This window comes from Paenibacillus sp. FSL M7-0656, from assembly GCF_038003225.1.
Classification (GTDB): Bacteria; Bacillota; Bacilli; order Paenibacillales; family Paenibacillaceae; genus Paenibacillus; species Paenibacillus amylolyticus.
The window spans coordinates 2,991,933-3,009,759 of record NZ_JBBOOT010000001.1; the positions used below are offsets into that span (position 1 = coordinate 2,991,933).

Annotated in this window: 12 protein-coding genes; 2 read left to right on the top strand and 10 right to left on the bottom strand. The window is 46.5% G+C overall.

Translation table 11 applies throughout. The features are described 5' to 3' along the window. Nucleotides 1-882 precede the first annotated feature (882 nt). The 8 genes from ltrA to MHI01_RS13300 all read right to left on the bottom strand — a co-directional run bounded on the left by ltrA (nt 883) and on the right by MHI01_RS13300 (nt 12,688). A complete protein-coding gene (gene ltrA / locus MHI01_RS13265) occupies nt 883-2,175 on the bottom strand; it encodes a group II intron reverse transcriptase/maturase (protein WP_036669585.1) in 1,293 nt (430 codons plus the stop codon). Nucleotides 2,176-2,775: 600 nt separating this feature from the next. Next, nucleotides 2,776-5,220: a glycoside hydrolase family 6 protein gene (locus MHI01_RS13270; protein WP_340983322.1), complete on the bottom strand. Its 2,445-nt coding sequence runs from the start codon at nt 5,218-5,220 to the stop codon at nt 2,776-2,778. Between the two features lie 571 nt (nt 5,221-5,791). After that, nucleotides 5,792-6,868 carry an efflux RND transporter periplasmic adaptor subunit gene (locus tag MHI01_RS13275; RefSeq protein ID WP_340983323.1) on the bottom strand — a complete coding sequence of 359 codons (1,077 nt, stop codon included), beginning with the start codon at nt 6,866-6,868 and terminating at the stop codon, nt 5,792-5,794. A gap of 28 nt (nt 6,869-6,896) precedes the next feature. After that, nucleotides 6,897-8,267, bottom strand: coding sequence for an ABC transporter permease (locus MHI01_RS13280; RefSeq protein WP_340983324.1), 1,371 nt, complete (start codon nt 8,265-8,267; stop codon nt 6,897-6,899). An 18-nt stretch (nt 8,268-8,285) separates the two neighbouring features. Next, on the bottom strand, nt 8,286-8,969 hold the full coding sequence (locus MHI01_RS13285; RefSeq protein WP_340983325.1) for an ABC transporter ATP-binding protein: 684 nt from the start codon (nt 8,967-8,969) through the stop codon (nt 8,286-8,288). A gap of 382 nt (nt 8,970-9,351) precedes the next feature. After that, a complete protein-coding gene (locus tag MHI01_RS13290; protein ID WP_340983326.1) occupies nt 9,352-10,515 on the bottom strand; it encodes a hypothetical protein in 1,164 nt (387 codons plus the stop codon). Then, the gene (locus tag MHI01_RS13295) at nt 10,512-11,978 is read right to left on the bottom strand and encodes a sensor histidine kinase (protein ID WP_340983327.1); all 1,467 of its coding nucleotides are present in this window, start codon (nt 11,976-11,978) and stop codon (nt 10,512-10,514) included. The genes MHI01_RS13290 and MHI01_RS13295 overlap by 4 nt, the downstream gene beginning before the upstream one ends. Continuing rightward, nucleotides 11,975-12,688: a response regulator transcription factor gene (locus MHI01_RS13300; RefSeq protein ID WP_036606313.1), complete on the bottom strand. Its 714-nt coding sequence runs from the start codon at nt 12,686-12,688 to the stop codon at nt 11,975-11,977. The genes MHI01_RS13295 and MHI01_RS13300 overlap by 4 nt, the downstream gene beginning before the upstream one ends. A gap of 216 nt (nt 12,689-12,904) precedes the next feature. Between MHI01_RS13300 and MHI01_RS13305 the strand changes: the two genes are divergently transcribed. Further along, nucleotides 12,905-13,381, top strand: a complete 477-nt coding sequence (locus tag MHI01_RS13305; RefSeq protein WP_340983328.1) for an RNA polymerase sigma factor — start codon at nt 12,905-12,907, stop codon at nt 13,379-13,381. A gap of 222 nt (nt 13,382-13,603) precedes the next feature. Further along, nucleotides 13,604-16,390, top strand: coding sequence for a DUF5689 domain-containing protein (locus MHI01_RS13310; RefSeq protein ID WP_445744925.1), 2,787 nt, complete (start codon nt 13,604-13,606; stop codon nt 16,388-16,390). Nucleotides 16,391-16,467: 77 nt separating this feature from the next. Here MHI01_RS13310 and MHI01_RS13315 read toward each other — a convergent pair whose 3' ends face one another. Both MHI01_RS13315 and MHI01_RS13320 read right to left on the bottom strand, forming a co-directional pair. Then, nucleotides 16,468-16,830, bottom strand: coding sequence for a hypothetical protein (locus tag MHI01_RS13315; protein ID WP_340983329.1), 363 nt, complete (start codon nt 16,828-16,830; stop codon nt 16,468-16,470). A 516-nt stretch (nt 16,831-17,346) separates the two neighbouring features. Next, a complete protein-coding gene (locus tag MHI01_RS13320) occupies nt 17,347-17,607 on the bottom strand; it encodes a hypothetical protein (RefSeq protein ID WP_340983331.1) in 261 nt (86 codons plus the stop codon). Nucleotides 17,608-17,827: the final 220 nt, after the last annotated feature.

Below are 17,827 nucleotides of genomic sequence, written 5' to 3' on the forward strand. Positions count from 1 at the left end.
TTCCTGCGACCGGATTGCCGACCTGACACCGATCCCTTATGTACCGGCGCTGTTGTTTCTGAGTTCATCCACCTTCACGCTCCTTGAGACAGAATGGGTAACGCTTGTACACATCGATGATGATTAGACGTTCGATAATTCATAGAGGCCTTCTTCGAAAGAAGGTTTCAACCCGAAATGATTACGCTTACAAAATTAAAAAAGAGAAATCAGCTTGCCCGACTACCAGAGTGCGGTCCCCCTTCCATTCTCTTTCCAATCCGAGCGAGGTGATCCCGCCCATCGGGTTCTATTATAGACATCCTGTCTGCTAGACCCTAGGCAAATATCCGTCCAAAACGATTAATAATCAGTGTTTTTAGGAGTCATTTGGAAAATCAACCCGATGACGCTTCAGTCGGAAGGATGATTTAAGCTCACCGCCAAGTTTTTCTAACGAATCTCAAACACCCTATTGGGGCGTTATACTCCAACAACGAATCCTTACGAATCTCAGCAATCTTATTTGGACCAAAACGGGTCTAAGGGGATCAAAATCCACCCAAATTAACTGAATAGCGTGTCTACGGTTCGTTAGAATTTTCAAATGCATCAATTCAACTAAATAGCGTGCCCTCTGTTCGTTAGAAAAGAAATAGTGCCGCCCCCTCCCCCTGATTATTTTCATAACCAGAGGACAGCCCAGCTTAATATATCCGCTCTCACATCCTAATTTCGGATCTTCAAGCGATTCTAAATACATTTTCATGTGAGAACTTCAATCTAGAATGACTCTTGTACTAGAGTAAAAGGCTGGGCAAAACCCAGCCTCTCCTCATCAAACCGTACGTGAGGTTTTCCCTCATACGGCTTTCCGATGTTTGTCATTCATGGGCATGCAGATTACAATAGCGTTTTTAATTCATATTGACTGGCGATGTACTTAACCTCAGCTATTGAACCCATCCATTTTCTGCGTTGTCTCTTCTTCGCGTACCACCGTGTTAACCGTTGCAACATATACCAATCCAGCTTAGCTAGTCTCTTTTGGCTGTAACTCGTGTAGTAATAGTTTCTCCACCCTTGAATTTTCGGATTGAGCCATTTCACATGTTCCGCAAACGATCTAGATCGCATACTCGGTGGGGATAATCGCTCTTTAATGACTCCACGAATTCGTTCTTCCGCCTTTTTGGTTAGCCATTGCTGTGTGGTGTAATATACCTTCCCTTGCGACGTTTCTGCTTTCGTTTTTCGGTGGTGCATTCCTAAGAAGTCGAATCCCTCGTTTCCTGTCCATAGACCTACAATGCGAGTTTTGGTCGGGTGCAGGGTTAGCTCCAGACGTTCCATAATTTTGCCTATGTGTTCATACGCATGCTCGGCGTCCTTTTTGGTTTTACAGATGACTACAAAGTCGTCTGCATACCTTGTCAGTTCTCCCAGACCTCTTCCATGTTTCTCCCATAGTCGGTCAAAATAGTTCAGATAGATATTCGCCAGAAGCGGTGAGATCACACCACCTTGCGGCGTTCCTAAATCGGAGCGCCTTACGTTTCCTTCTTCCATCACTCCCGCCTGAAGCCACTTCCGTATTAATTTCAGTATCCGCCTGTCGTTGATGCGCATCTGCACCAATTTCATAAGCTTCTCTTGATTAATGTTATCGAAGTAACCTTGGATATCGACGTCGACTACCCAATTCCCTTTGCGGTTGCAGGCTTTCCGAATTCGTTCCAGCGCTCCTTTCGCACTTCGTTTTGGGCGAAATCCGAAGGATACGTCCTCAAAATCCACTTCAAAGATGGGTTCAATTACCAGTTTCGTTGCCATCTGTATGACTCGGTCGCGCACGGTGGGTATGCCCAGCGGCCTTTGCTTCCCATCTTTCTTGGGGATATAGTGCCGCCGTACAGGCTGCGGATGGTAGTTGCCTTCTTTCAACGCTCGTTCGCAGTCCTTAAGGAAGTTCATTTCTCCTTGTTCCTCCACATCTGCCAGCGTCATGGCATCTACTCCTGCTGCTCCCTTGTTCGCTTTCACTCGTCTCCAGGCTTCGCACAAAACATCTCCCCGGTAGACTTTGTCGTACAAGGCATGGAATTTACGCTTGCTGTTCTCCTTGGCCACATGACCTAGCTTTTCTTGGAGTTGTTGAACTTTTTCCTTTGGTGTTGTTAGCCGATTGGCATTCACTCACTCGTACCTCCTCCAAAAGCATAAACAAAGCAGGGCTCCTTCCCTCCCCAAGGTTATGTTGTCCTTGGGTTCTTCGGTACTATGAGCCCCTCGGACTCCCTTCCCACAGACGTTTCACTTCGTCTTTTGGACTTATAGAGCATCTCTTTACGAATTCCTAAAAAAAAAAAATCCGTGTGGGGGAGGGTCTCCCCAGTTCACTGCATGATCTTTCAAGCCATGCCGCTCCCTTTACGCCGGAAGGTTCTTCACTGTTGTTCCAAGTTCTGCACAGCTTCCTTGGCCTTCATCTATATGACCGAGACTCGGCACCTTCTTTTCCCCCTTGCAGGGCCTTTTTGACGACGCGGCAGGATTCACTTCATGTTACGGCCTGGCTTGTTGCTCGCCCTGTTTCTGACAGGTACTTTTGTCGATGCGCTTTTGCACACAGATTTCGCCATATGCAAGCATCCTAGCTACCAAGGTGGCTTGGCCCCTCCTTGGGTTGGACTTTCACCAACAAGATCATGCGTGCCTCTGGGCACGCATGCATAGCAAAAAACCGCAATCCTCTAACACACAGAGGATCGCGGTTAAGACAGTTACAAATAAAGTTTAAGGCTCAATACCCCATACCAGGTTTCCACCTTGGTGGAGTGTTACCTTGTTCCAATCCTGATAGGATGTTTTCGTTGGATCGAAGGAATAGTCATTAGTCTCGTCAAAGTTGGACCAGTCTGTTTTGTACATGCGAAGCTGGATGTCTCCAGTCTGTCCACCAGCCTGAATGCTGCCAGCGCCAGATGTGAAGCTCAGCTCAACGTACGAGTCTGTGAAGGTCCGCTGGATATTGGCTCCGCCAACTTGAGCGTAATCGATGGCAGAATCCATCGCAGCCGAGCCTTCTTTGGAGAAGTAATACCGGATCTTCAGATCACTCAGATTCACAGCAGTACTACCCAGATTTTTGATGTTGAAATACGGTTTGATCTGGCTATCTTGAGCATTGGTATCTCCAGCACGATATTGCACGACAAGATCACTCGTTGGTACAACGACACTTTGAGGTGTCGCGGAAGCTACAGCGGAATTGGCACTTTGCCCTGCTACATTCACTGCACTTACCACATAATGATACGTTGTGCCGTTCGTCAGGGCAGTGTTGGTGTAGGACGTACCACTCACATTCGCCGCGATCGTTGTGAACGGACCTGTTGCACTCAGTGCGCGTTTCACATCATAACTTGTTGCAGCTGTAGAAGCTGTCCACGTCAGGCTCACCTGCGCATTGCCTGCAGTTGCTGTGAGAGCAGTCGGTGCAGCTGGCGCCGTTACACCTGCAACAGGTGTAGCTGTTGCTGTTGCAGAGTTAACACTTTCACCTACTGCATTTGTTGCCGTTACCACATAATAATAGGTTGTACCATTGATCAGACCGGTGTTGCTGTAAGATGTTCCACTTACATTAGCTGCAACTGTTGTGAATGGACCTGATGCACTCAGTGCCCGCTTCACACTATAACTTGTAGCCCCTGTAGAAGCTGTCCACGTCAAGGAGACCTGAGCGTTACCGGCAGAAGCTGTCAATGCTGCTGGTGCTGCCGGAGCTGTTGTTCCGCCCGGAGGATTACCTCCACCGTTACTTGCAGGAAGTACAGGGAATGCGTTTTTCACCAGTGCCACGAATTGATCATGGAACCAGTGACCCGATACCGGAGCATTAGGCAATGCACCTGTTAATACACCATCCCGAGTTGTGAAGGTTGGATCACACATCCGGTCAAAACCTTTGCCTTCGTTATTCGGAATTTCGGAGCTGGAGCCATCGGATTCACCCGGAGGTTTCACCCATACATAAGCATCCAGATGCGCTGGTCCTGGTGCAGCCTTAGGTGCTTCACCAATACCTGCGCCACTGGCATTACACCAGTTCCCCCGATGCTCCCGGCGATCTACACGTCCGGAGTTCACATAATCGTTGATGTTGCTGCCCGTAGCAGATGCTGGACGGTCTACCCCGCCCCACCCATTCCGGCTAGTATCAATCAGGAAACCTGTACTGCTTGGCCAGCCAGCTTGTACGAAATCGGCATACAGCGCAGCAGTGAAATCGGTTTCGTCAAAATAAGGATTCCACTCATAAAACTTGGCAGATTTAATCGGTTGTCCACCGATATTGAGATCAGGGTTAGACAGGTTCGGCTCCCCCAGCGGTGTAGTGTTTGCTGTATTTGTAATGAAACCATCTGCACTGCTCAGACCTGCGGCTGTCCCTTGCACAACACTTGTATACAGCGCGACTGCTGCAGAACGATTGTTATCCCACCCAAGCCAGCCGGAGTGGCCGATATCCAGATAGTTGTACACATTTGGAATGGCGTGCAGCTTGTCCAATGCATACTTCACACCCGCCTCATAGATACCTGTTGAGCTGGCTTGACCACAAGCTGGTGTACTCAGGTTGGTCACAAGGTTAGGCAGACTGTCCGGTTCAATGACAGCAATAATACGAATATCCTGATACTTCGGATCTGCGAAGATATCTGCGAGCACATCAATATAATCCGTTTTATAGGTCTGCAGTGCCGCCTGTGTTAGTGGAAGCTCACCATTCGATGCAAGTGCATGACAATCCCGTCCGGGCAGATTGTAAATGACAAATGAAGCCGTTATTGGTGTACCCGGTTTCTTTTGAGCGAGAACGGCATCAAGATGTTGCTCTACACTTTTGCGACCAGCGTTGTCCGTACCGCCATAGATTGCAGCAATCCGGTCAACCCATACTGCGGTTGGATACGATTTGATGGTCTCCATCTTGGCCTTCAACGACGCATCGTTGGTCAGTGCAATGGATGTATCCACGAGAGCTGAATAGTCCTGATTCAGATAGGCCGTTGCCCCTACAAATGGATTATCCACATGTGCTTCAGCCGCCTGAGCCAAGCCGGGAGACAGTCCAGGGAAAATCCCCGCCGCGAGCAGCGTTGCTGCCAACATTTGCTTTACACCTTTGCGCAGGATCTTCTTACCTCTTGATTTGGTTTTCAATTTAGTCTTCATAGTTCCACCTTTCCTTTAGTTAGATTGGGTTGTACTCATGTCTGATCCTCTGTGTCATTATGATGCTTAGCACGAAGAGAACGTTCGGATGAGTTGGTTGTATCACCTCCAAAAGAAATGGTTGTATCACTGGAATCTTGAGCAAACAAATGGTGTGTGAGGGAGAATCATGTGAATGAGTATAATATGGTGGGTGTGGTTGAACGTGTGTTAGACATGAAGAAGTGTGAACAATGACTTATGGGATGTCTGAATCCTAAATCGGGTAAGCGCTTTCTTCAAACGGTTAAAAAAAAGGTCTTCGCCTATCCATCTACAAACATGATGTTCGGTGTCACCTCCTTATGTTCTGATTATACGACATGTAAATTTTACTGTAAATTGAATTATATAAATTTAATTATATTTTTTTCCATAATTCAGGCAGGAATCTGGACATCCCTTGCTCCAAAAGACACACGAGGTCCATCGTGGCAATCTGCCACAATGAACCTCGTGTTTTTCAATGCCGAATTAACCCGCTCGTCTAGCTAGTCACTACATATAATGTCTTGTTCTTATATTCCTACATCTAAGGCAAAACGACAATGTCTCCCGGTTTCAAGCCACTAACCACTTCCGTCTTGTCCCCCGATTCCATTCCAGCCTGGATCGTCAGCGGCTCGGTCTGTCCATTGCCTTTGTCTAACAGTACGTAAGGCTCGGTCTGATCCCGCATGATCGCGAGGCTTGACACTACCGTCACTTTATCCTTCCGCATTGTCTCGATATCGCCTTCCAGACTCACGCCTCCATACATTCTGGCGTCCGGCTTCAGATCAATGACCACGTCAAACTGTGAAGCTTGCTTGAGGTCCGTATCGGTACTCTTGCGGGCGAATTTGGACACCTTACTCACCTTCCCGGTGAATTGCAGGTCTTTCTGCGCTGTCATTCGCACCTTAACTGGCATGCCCACCTTGAGCCTGAACATTTCTTCCTCACCAACAATCGTCATAAATTTCAGTTTGCTGATGTTTGTAATCGACCCGATCAGCTGTCCTTCCGTCACCGCACGTGTCTTGCTATCCTCTTCATTCATCTGAAATATACCGGATGCGGAAGCATACACAACAGACTTACTTATTACTGCCTGCTTTTTCTGTATCTCCTTCTCCTTGAGGGCCAACGCTTTTTGATTCAATTCATTCGTCAGGCGTTTACCTTCCCGATCTGCAAATGCCTTCTTGCGCTCCTCTTCCGTCACGCCAAGGGTCTCACTCATATTCGCCTGATCCAGGGTAACCTGATTCATCTTGTTTTCCAGCTGAGCTTTCTCCAGATCACTCTGCAACTGTTCTACTTCCGTTTGTAACGTGGAAGTATCGAGGCTAAACAGGATATCGCCTTTGCTCACCTGCTCACCACTTTTCACGTGCCACTGCTTGATGTTGGAAGCATACGGAGCGAAGATATCCGTCTGATCGGTGTATACGGATTTCCCTTTCACCTGTATCGTTTGCGTCATCGTTTCCTGTGTCACATCAAAGGTAATCGGGGGTGGAATCTCTATAGGCGCCTCCGGTTTTGGCTTGTACTTTTCATACAGCCAGTACCCTGCACCTGCCAAAAGTACAACGGTGATGATAATTTTAATCCATTTCTTCATGTGCCCAATTTCCCTTTCGCTGATAAAATTACATTGATTTGATCACAGTTAATGCATTGGTCCGAGATGCGCTGATTGCCGGATATATACCTGATACAATGCCAACCAGAACAGCAAAAACGATGCCAAGTGGCAGAGCCGACTGCTGAATAACGACGGTCATCGGACCATTCATCTGATCTGCCATCTGACTCGCCAGCAGACTGTTCACCCCGCCGAGGGCAGCAAAGGCGATCCCCACACCAGCCACGCCGCCCATTAATCCAAGCGTCGCTGCTTCCGTAATAAACATCTGACGGATCTGCCACAGATTTGCGCCCAGCACCTTCATCACACCAATCTGTTTACGACGCTGATGCGTAGACATAATCATCGCTACAATAATGGATAATGAGGCCAGCAGCATGATAAAACCACCGATCCCCAATGCCGCTTTTTGGTACATCGCCAATTGACCTGCCATCGCTTCCTCTTGGAACAGATTACTCTGTGTGTTTAACGTCAGCTTTTTAATCTGTTCTTCCACCTGGGATACATAACGTTTGTCCTCAACCTTGACCAGAGCCGAGTTAAGATGCTTGGCCGCACTGCTGTCGGCCTGCTGTAATCCAAGCTCATCCTGCAATGCACGAGCTGTATCGAGCGGCAGATATACTTTTTTATCGTTTTGAGCGCTCATCTCATCCATGTTGGAAGGCTTCGTCAACTCTCCAGACACACGTATAGAACCACTCATTTTGGTTTTGCTCGCATTCGCATAATCTTCATATCGGAACTGAACCAGCTGCTGAACCAACTGATCCTGCTTCGCTGACATTTCCGTAAACTGCTCCAAAAGCTCGTTGTTATATGGATCAGCATTCAACTGCTCGAATAACTTCTGAGTAACTTTGGGGTCCACGAGTCCAAATGCAGCCCCATAACTGGTTACCGCCATACGACCATCCTCTGCCCCACGTCCCTCAGCATACTTGTATCCAAACCCGCCCAGGGTCTCCAGCTGGGTACCAATGACCTCAACATACGTGCTGCGACCATCCGGAAGCACCATTTCCAGCGAATCCAGCTTTAACATGGGAGCCACGGCAACCACATGGGGAAGTCTTTGGATAATCTGAATCTTTTCCAACGTCAATGCTCCCCGTTCAAACTTCGATGTCTGACCATTCCCCTTGCCATTGCCGGTACGAATGCCCTCATTAGGCGTAATCGTAATTTCATCCATCTTGTAATTGTCGTTTAATGTTTTCTCGCTATAGGTCTGTACAGACTGCCCCACACTAAGTGCAATGATCATGGCGGCAGAACCGATGGACAGCCCCATCATACACAGCAGCGTGACCATTTTTCTACGAATGATCTGTCCCCAGGCCATACGTGCTACATCCCGTATTCTCACATTTCCTCTCCTTTTGCCTCAATCTTCCCTTACAGCCTCTTCAACCAATATTCCATGTTGCAGTGTAAGCACAACTTGCATCTGCTCCGCGACCTCTGCTTCATGTGTCACAATGACAAAGGTTGTATTCATATCCCGGTTAAGCTGCTGCAAAATCGCAATAATCTCTTCCTCCGTCTCGGTATCCAAATTTCCCGTTGGCTCATCTGCAAAGATCACCGAGGGTTCGGTAATGAGCGAACGTGCAATACTGACACGTTGTTGTTGACCGCCCGACAACTGGGACGGGAACAATTTTGTTTTTTCACCCAGTCCAACCTGTTCCAACAGCTTTAATGCTTTTGCTTTGCGTTTCGAAGGGCTTATCCCCATAAACACCAAGGGTAACTCTACATTTTCCCGGATCGTAAGATTGGACAGCAATTCATAGGATTGAAAAATAAACCCGATATGACTGCGCCTGAACTCAGCCAGGCGATTTTCACTGAAACGTACAATATCTTGTCCCGCAATTAGAATCTTGCCCTGATCCGGTTTCATCAGCCCTGCCATCAGATTCAGCAGTGTGGATTTACCCGAACCAGAACTGCCCAGCAGGGCTACCATCTTGCCTTCTCCAATCGTCAGGTTGATATCCTGAAGCACCGGCACGGTTCCCTGGCCATTGCGGAACGAGTGGGATAATTGTTCAACTTGAAGCATTACTACATTTCTTCCTTTCTACTTGCTAAATATGTACAGAGGTTGTTCAAAAAAGCCCGCTTTTGATTACGAAGGATGTCTAATGACATCATCAACATCGAATATAGAATTCAGCCGAAATGTCCGTTGCTCACGTAGTTTTCCCTACGCTCTGCTACTCCATTTCTAGCTTCATCCCATCTTCTCGGTACTGAAAACCAGTTTTTTTGAACTTGTATGTATAGATTCGTGTAGCACATTCCCTTTTATTATAGGGTGGAGATGTATCTGGGCTGGCCGCAGTTGTATCCAACTTGTAACATGTCATAACAAAAAGACCTTGTCCGCAGAGCAGCTATCGCTCCATCAGACCAAGGTCTTATGTTCATATACTTTCCGCAGCTTACCAGGCTCTGAAACTAAAGCGGTACATTTCACTTTTATCCACTGAGCTGCTCACAGCAAATAATTCATCGTCATTCCATTTCAGACTGATGAAGTTATCAATATTGCGATAGATCACCGTATCCGACGAAATCTTGCTGTCATTCAGGTAGGCAACATGCAACTCATTCTTCTGATTCTGACTGTCCATCGGGAAAAAGTAAGCTATTCGGGATTCATCTGCATCCAGATCGAAGCTCCAGATCGAACCTTGTAATAACAGATCATACTGCTCCTCTGCTGCGTGATACCGATACAGCCCCTGTACCTTATTCATCGTTCCCTGGATGAGCATGTCACCATTTTTCAGCAACTTGTACTGTTGGATGTCTTCCATTGCAGCATACGCCTTCACTTCATGCTCATCCTCAAGCGATACACGATAGATAGCATACTTGTCTTTCAGCATCACCAGTATATAAAACTGTTGGTGATCCTCACTGACCTGCAACACATCCATAACGATAAACGTATCACTCGAACCTTTCCCTTGTTTTGGTCCTGTGAACATGCTCATCAGCTCTTCATACGTGTAGATGACATGACTCGTCCCCTGGCTCAGATCAACTTGTTTAAATAACAGATCATCCTGACCGATGTAGGATTCATTCCCTACAAACACTCGATAATACGAGTTGTCGTACGGAAGCTTGCGACGTTCCCCGCTCTGTATTATATACTCATACGTTGTCTTCTGCGTCTGACCTGCCCGATACTGGGAGTAAATGATTTTCTTGTGATCCGGGCTGATCGTTACACCGTAATCCGTATTAGCCGCAATGTTCTTCACTTCCTTATCATCCAGATGCAGGAGAGACAACTTGAGCCCTGAATAGGAAAATTCCGGCTGATTAAATATAATCGTATTCCGGTCTAACACTTCAAAATCAAAGATCGCAAAGTCATTTGGAATCTTGGTAGCCGACTCGATCTGAATCGTACTGCTCGGTGGTGGTGCCAGACGGTTGTTGAACTGCTCACTTGGCAAAATCACCGTTCTTGGTTTGAGATTTCCGAGACTGAACAGGCTCCCAATTCCAAAAATCCCGCTGACAAATGCGATCAACAACCCTGACAGCATCAATCTGTCACGGTTTTTACGCCAAAATCCAGGATGTCTCATGCGTTCATTTCCCCCGGAAGACTGATATTCACTTGTGTCCCTTCCCGCATGATGCTCTTCATCTCCACTGTTCCTCCATGACGCTCAACGATGTTCTTCACAATAGATAAACCCAGCCCGGCACTGCCTTTCTCGGCCCTGTTGATTCCTTTATCCTGGTAAAAGGGTTCAAATACATGTTGGAGCGCTTCAGCACCGATTCCTTCCCCCTGATCACGGATCACAATAGCAATGGAATCACCTAACCTGAAGGATTGTACTTCGATAATGGAGTTCACATCACTGTACTTGACCGAATTATCCAGGATGTTGAGGAAGACCTCCTTCAACTTATCCCGATCTCCCTGTAAATACTGATGTTCCTCCAACTCATAGTGAATGCCTATATTGTACTTGCTCGCCTTAATCGACATGTCCTCACAAGCTTCACGAATAATATCTGATATATCGATACGTTCGAACCGGTATGCCTGAATGACCGCAGAGGAGACCGAGACCTCCAGAATATCCGCAACCATCGTGTTGAGACGCTGGCTTTCCTTGATGATATAATTCATGCCCTTGTCAAAAAAGTCCTGGTCGGTAAATCCGTTATCCCGTAAAATCTGGGCGTATCCCAGAATCGTCGTTAAGGGTGTCTTCAACTCATGTGTCACATTGTCAAAAAAGACTTTGCTTCTGGCCTGTACTTGCTTCACTTCGTCCCGCTCTCGCTCAATCACATCAATCTGCTCCCGAACCCGATCAATCATGACGGTGAAGCTTGAAGCCAGTTCACCGATCTCATCCTTGGTTGTAATCTGAATGTCCGCATTCAGACTTCCTTGGGCCACTTCCGCAGAACGTTTCGTGAGTACACGGATGGGTTGTGTAATTTTCCGGGAAATAAAGATGGATGCGATAAATACAAATACGAAAATAACTGCTGCAAAAAACTTGATCGTATTCTGGAACCGGAGATTGCGTTTGTACAAGTCGGTGTAATCCTTCTCCAACTGCACAATTCCAATCAATTGTTGATCCATCTGAAGCGGGAAGGACAGACTTGCTGTGACCCGACCTTTATCCACAACTGTGGTATAAGCGATCCGGGATTGTATGGCTTCCTCCACATCAGGATGGTCAGAGCGCTTAGCAACGTTAACCTTGCTACCAGCAGATTCGTAGGGCGAAGCATCGGGACGGTATACCGTAATCTCCCCACCAACGGCTGATCCAATCTGCTCCGCGAGCTCGCGACTCCCTGCTTCGAGCGAGTCTCTGCTCATGCGTTTGTTATGTATCAGGAAGTACTGATTCAGCGCGATGTCCAGATTTCTTTTGGATTGCACCATATCCTCATGCACTTCCCGGTACATATTCTCCTGAGCTACCTTATTGGACAGAATCAGCAGCACGGAAAATCCGATAAATACAATGACCGAGAATAACACCACCATTTTGAACTGGATCGTCCACTTCATGTCTGTACCTGAATATTCAGCTTGTACCCCACACCGAATACCGTTTCAATCATCGAAATGCCTTGCACACCACTATCCAGTTTCTTGCGAATCCGTTGCACGTGAATATCCACTGTTCGGGTGTCCCCTGCAAAATCAAATCCCCATACCTTGTCCAGTAGTTCAGAACGTGTATGCACCTTACGATGATGGGTCACGAGAAATAACAACAGATCATATTCTTTATTCGTGAGTCCTGCCCGTTCCCCGTCTTTCCACACTTCCCGTTCATCCTTGCGGATCTCAATATGCTTGCCTAGCCTTACCACCTCATAGGACTGATTCTCCAGTGTCTCGCTGATCAGATCAATCCGGCGAAAAATCGCCCGAATGCGCGCAACCACCTCACGGATATCAAAAGGCTTCGTGATATAGTCATCCGCCCCAAGCTCCATGCCAAGTACCTTGTCCAGCATGTCCGACTTCGCAGTGATCATGATGACAGGTATCTTGGAGTTCACAGATAGTTGCCTGCACACATCAAAACCGCTCATATCTGGCAGCATCAGATCCAGCAGGATCAGATCCGGCTTCGAATCCCGAAGCAGATCCAGACCCTCTTTTCCCGTAGCTGCTTCCTTGATCTCAAATCCTTCCTTACGTAACGAATAGGACAAAATATCGCGAATGGACTCCTCGTCCTCAATAATTAAAATCTCTTTTTGTCTCATGATACTTTCGTAATCTCCCTGCTCTATGAATTTCCTTCATCTGCCTATATTTTGTATCCCAAGCCGTATGCTTGAATAGAGGGAAGCACGAAATGTTACAACTCCGATACAACTCTGAACCTTTTGGAAACAACCTCCCGATATACTTGGATCATAAAGAGACTCATACCAGACCGGACCCAAGCCTGATCTGTATCCAAGGGGGATTCACATCATATGAACAGCACACAAATTAATGATGCTTATATCAACTATAAATCAGAAATCACAAGGTATCTATCCCATATCGTCAAACAACCGCAAGATGCAGAAGATCTGGCACAGGATTGTTTCATTCGACTAATGAACGTTACCCTGGATATCCCTGAAGATCGCATTCTCTATTATCTCAAACGCATTGCCCGTAACCTGGCGATGGACAGCTTCCGCAGGCGAACCCGTACACTCAGACGAGACAGTCGTCTGGAGGTACCTACCCATCACGTCGATACATCCCACCTTGAAATTAGCGAAGGTGTTCATGATCTTGTTTCCCATATTAACAACACCGAACATCGTAAAATATTAGAACTTCGCCTCATCCATGGATACTCCATTAAGGAAACAGCAGAGCTGGTGAATCGCAGTGAAGGCATGATTAAATCCTCTGTCTTCCATGCCGTCAATCGAATTCGGGCCAAAGTCATCTCATAAGAGATGGCTTTTTATTTGCGTAAAATCAATATGCACGCAGAAATGAATGGATTATGACGGGACCGAAATACCTATGGATATGTCAAAAGACCCAATTTTACAAATATCGAGTTAATTTTTACAAATTGTTATGACTATGTGAGATTTTCATGTGGTAGAATATGGACGAACTCATGAATCAACTAATATTTGGGAGGGATTTGGTTGGGTAAATTAACAGGTATGCGAGGAGTATTTTTAAAATCACTCCTGGCATTGTCCATGGCTTTGCCGCTTCAGGTCGGATTATGGAATGGAGATGCGTCGGTTCATGCGGAAGGACCGACAGACCCGGCACCGTTCATCCAGGCAAAGGTTGTGAACCAAAATGCAGGTAAAAAAGTATTGTTCGACAACTCTCACGGCCAAACGGCTGGAGCTGCAGACTGGGTCATTGATGGAGGTTTCTCCGACTTCGGGAATGCACTCGCGAATGATGGTTACTATGTCAAAGAACTTCGCAAGACAACTCCATTTACCTATGATGATCTGAAAGAGTATAACGTATTCGTTATTGCAGAGCCTCAAATTCCTTTCAAAACATCCGAACAAGCAGCACTGAAACAATATGTTGAAACGGGCGGCAGCATCTTCTTTGTTGGAGATCACTATAATGCAGACCGTAATAAAAACCGCTGGGATGGCTCTGAAGTTATCAACGGCTATCGTCGGGGAGCATTCGAAGATCCGGCCAAAGGTATGAGCACCGATGAGCGTAATTCTGAAGCGATGCAAAATGTAACCGGCTCGGACTGGTTGTCCGATAACTTCGGCGTACGTTTCCGCTATAACGCACTTGGCGATATCAACGCCAATATCGTTGTACCAGCAGATCAAGCTTTCGGCATCACAGAAGGCGTATCGGCTGTAGCCATGCACGCCGGTTCAACACTTGCAATCACCGATCCGGAAAAGGCAAAAGGTATTGTGTACCTGCCAAAAACCAACGCAAAATGGAATAACGCGGTAGACCAAGGTGTCTACAACGGCGGCGGGATTGAAGAAGGTCCTTACGTGGCTGTATCCAAGCTGGGCGCAGGTAAAGCTGCCTTCATCGGTGACTCCTCTCCAGTAGAAGATGCATCACCAAAATACTTGCGTGAAGAGACAGGCACACGCAAAACAACTTATGACGGTTTTAAAGAAGCCGATGATGCCGTGTTGCTCGTGAACACCGTAAACTGGCTTGCTACACAAGAGAACTACACAAGCCTAACTGAAGTGAACGGACTTGAACTGGACACAGCTACAGCGCTGTTGCCATTCGAAGAGCCGGCTACTTCCACAGAACCACAAGCTGAACCTTGGTCCGCACCTGCTGCCGGATACAAGTGGTACGATCGTTCCACATTCAAAGCTGGTTCTTACGGTGGCCCTGCATCCAGTGCGAACGCTGCATACAGCTTCGTGAAACAGGATACCCTTCCGAATGCAGAAGACTTCCAGATTCGTGTAGTTGTGGAGAACATGGCTCCCAACACAACCGTATCCGGTTATAGTGCCGGTATCTATCTGACTGGTGGAACACAGGTCGCCATGATCCAGAATGAAAGTGGTACTTGGCCAACTTCGTACGGCTATAGTTCCACATTCAGTGTAACCTCGGACAGCCAAGGTCGCGGGATCAAAGATCTGAACGTCCGGATCAAACCAGGTACAACTGGCGCTGCCAGCTTGCGTCTGCGTCTGAATGGCAGCAACCTGATCACCAATGCCGTGACTGTTGGCAATGTGCCAGCAGAACAGCTTCCGGAAGAAGAAGGACCGATTCCAGCAGCTATCACAGTTGCTGAAGCACGCACCAAAGCTGCTGGCACTACCGTAACTATCGAAGGTGTTGTGACGACAGAGCCGGGTGCATTTGGTGGACAAGCCTTCTATCTTCAAGATGAAACTGCTGGAATCTACGTATTCCAGCACACTAGCGGCTTCCATGCTGGTGACAAGGTGAAAGTAACAGCAGCAACAACCATCTATAACAGCGAGTTCGAGCTTACCGATATCGTTGCGATTGAGAAAACAGGTACGGCTTCTATACCTGCTCCAATCGAGGTTACTGCAATTACAGATGCGAACCAAGGTCAACTGGTTCAATTGAAAAATGTAACGATTGAGAATATCATCAGTGCTACACCAGTTGGATCTTTTGAATTCGACGCGGTAGCAGCAGATGGAACGAGCACACACATCCGTGTAGACACCCGTACAGGTGTAACAGAGACTGCCTTCCCTTATGTTGCTGGTGACAAAATCGATATCACAGGCGTTTCCGCTATTTTCAAAGATGTATATCAATTGAAACCTAGAGGCTTGAATGATTTTGTACCTGCTGAAGAGCAAGGTGGCGGCGAAGTGCCTTCCACTCCAGCTGCAGGAGCACCGGGTAAACCGGTGCTTTCTTCTGATAATGGATATACCTCTGGCCTGTTCGAAGGTTCGTATAACGTAAGCATGAACCTCTGGTGGGGCGAAAATGGTTCCGAGTACAAACTGTATGAGAATGGCGTTCTGATCGATACGCAGAAGTTGACTGCAGCTTCACCATCGGCTCAGTCCTCCAAAACCGCCATTACAGGCAAAGCCAACGGCACGTATACTTACGTAGCCGAGCTGACCAATGACAAAGGCACAACACGCAGTGATGTGCTGACGGTACAAGTAACCAATGCCGCTCCAGGCAAAGCTACGTTGTCCCAAAACAACTGGGATGGTGACGGCAACTACAACGTATCCATGAACCTCTGGTGGGGTACAAATGCAACCGAATACCGTCTCTATGAGAATGATGTATTGATTGATACACAGGCGTTGAACGCAGCAACACCAGCTTCCCAAAGTGCTACAACTGAATTGTCGGGTCGCGCTAACGGAACGTATACGTACCGTGCTGAGCTGATCAACGCTGCAGGCGTAACCAGCACCGAGACAATTACGGTTCAAGTTACTAAAGCATTGCCTTTGGCTAGCTAAGAATTACGATTATTTAAACTTGTATAATCCTCAAAGAGGGCCTTTCTCCGTTTAACGGAGAAAGGCCCTCTTTCTATTTATTCTATGTTGTTTCGAGGAGCAAATCCGTCTCCAAATTGCTCACTCATACGCGCTTGAACTTTGTAAGCTTCTTGCTGATTGCGAGCTGTAGCGACCACATAAAAATTCTGGTCTGACGTCTGTCCTGCTCTGCCAAGATTCAGATTAATATTCTCCCAAGCTGAATCAAACCAAATTAGTCCATGCCATAACGTTTCCAAGGGTTCACCTGATTTTAGATAATGAAGGTTTCCCATATGAATGCCTCCTTGGCTTTCCGCTGCGTAGATAGTCATCATATCTCCAGTTGTTGTAAAATCTTTACCTTCGATTGTAATTCTGCCTTCGAACGTAGACTGACGAAATAGTGGACGGTACATCGTTCCTTCTACCTTAATTGCAGTCGATTCGGTAGTTTCCGGATCAACATAACCAGAATAGATGATTTATATGTCATTAGAACCTCCAGTTCACACCAATGGTCAATAAGTTAATCAGCACATCACTTATCTTACTTGAGAAGGAAACATTGGAGCTAGAGGAGAAATCATTTTAACCGTTTTATTCTCCACTCCCGTCAGATCAATTCTAGTTACATAGGAATTCCTTGGCTGGAAAGTATCTAAAAAAGCTGCCACTGCTAAAGAACCCGACAGATCTTATTCGGCCATTTGGGCCGAATTTTAAAATCTAACGAACCTCAGCATCGCTATTTAACTACATTTCAGTTGCCAAAGGGTTAAATCGGGCAAAACGCAACAAATAGCGCCTCTACGATTCGTTAGAATTCCAGTGATGCCTTATAAGGCTAAATAGGGACTCTCAGGTTCCTTGGCACAGTTCCCGCAAGGCTATGCTACATTGTTTAAATTCTTTATCGCCGATGCAGAACGGGTTCATTTCAAACGTTCTGGCTCATAGCCATTTCTAACAAATAGAATGCTGTTCCATACAGCACAATAAACGGCCACGGCGATGACACTAATGACAAAAATCAAGTTCATCTGTGTAAACGTATAACTGCTTCCCGTGAAAATGATCAGGATTGCACTGAGCCCAATATTTTCTCTGTTATTTTTTTTAAACTTCTGAAAGATCATTCTGTACAGCAATATCAATACCATAAATACAATCCATATAAAATAAAATATTTCCATAGGTCACCTTCCTTTCGAAAAACTCACTTCTTGTATTGGTATCTAGCAGGAGTAATAATTAATATCCTTAATTCCCTTTATATAGAAACCTATTAATATTACATGGATTTGGAAAATAATTCAATCATTCTTATAAATATTCTTGGAATCCTCTTATTCCTCAACGGTTAGCTGAGCAACAAGAACGCACCGTTGTTTATTTGCAGACACAAAAAAAGAC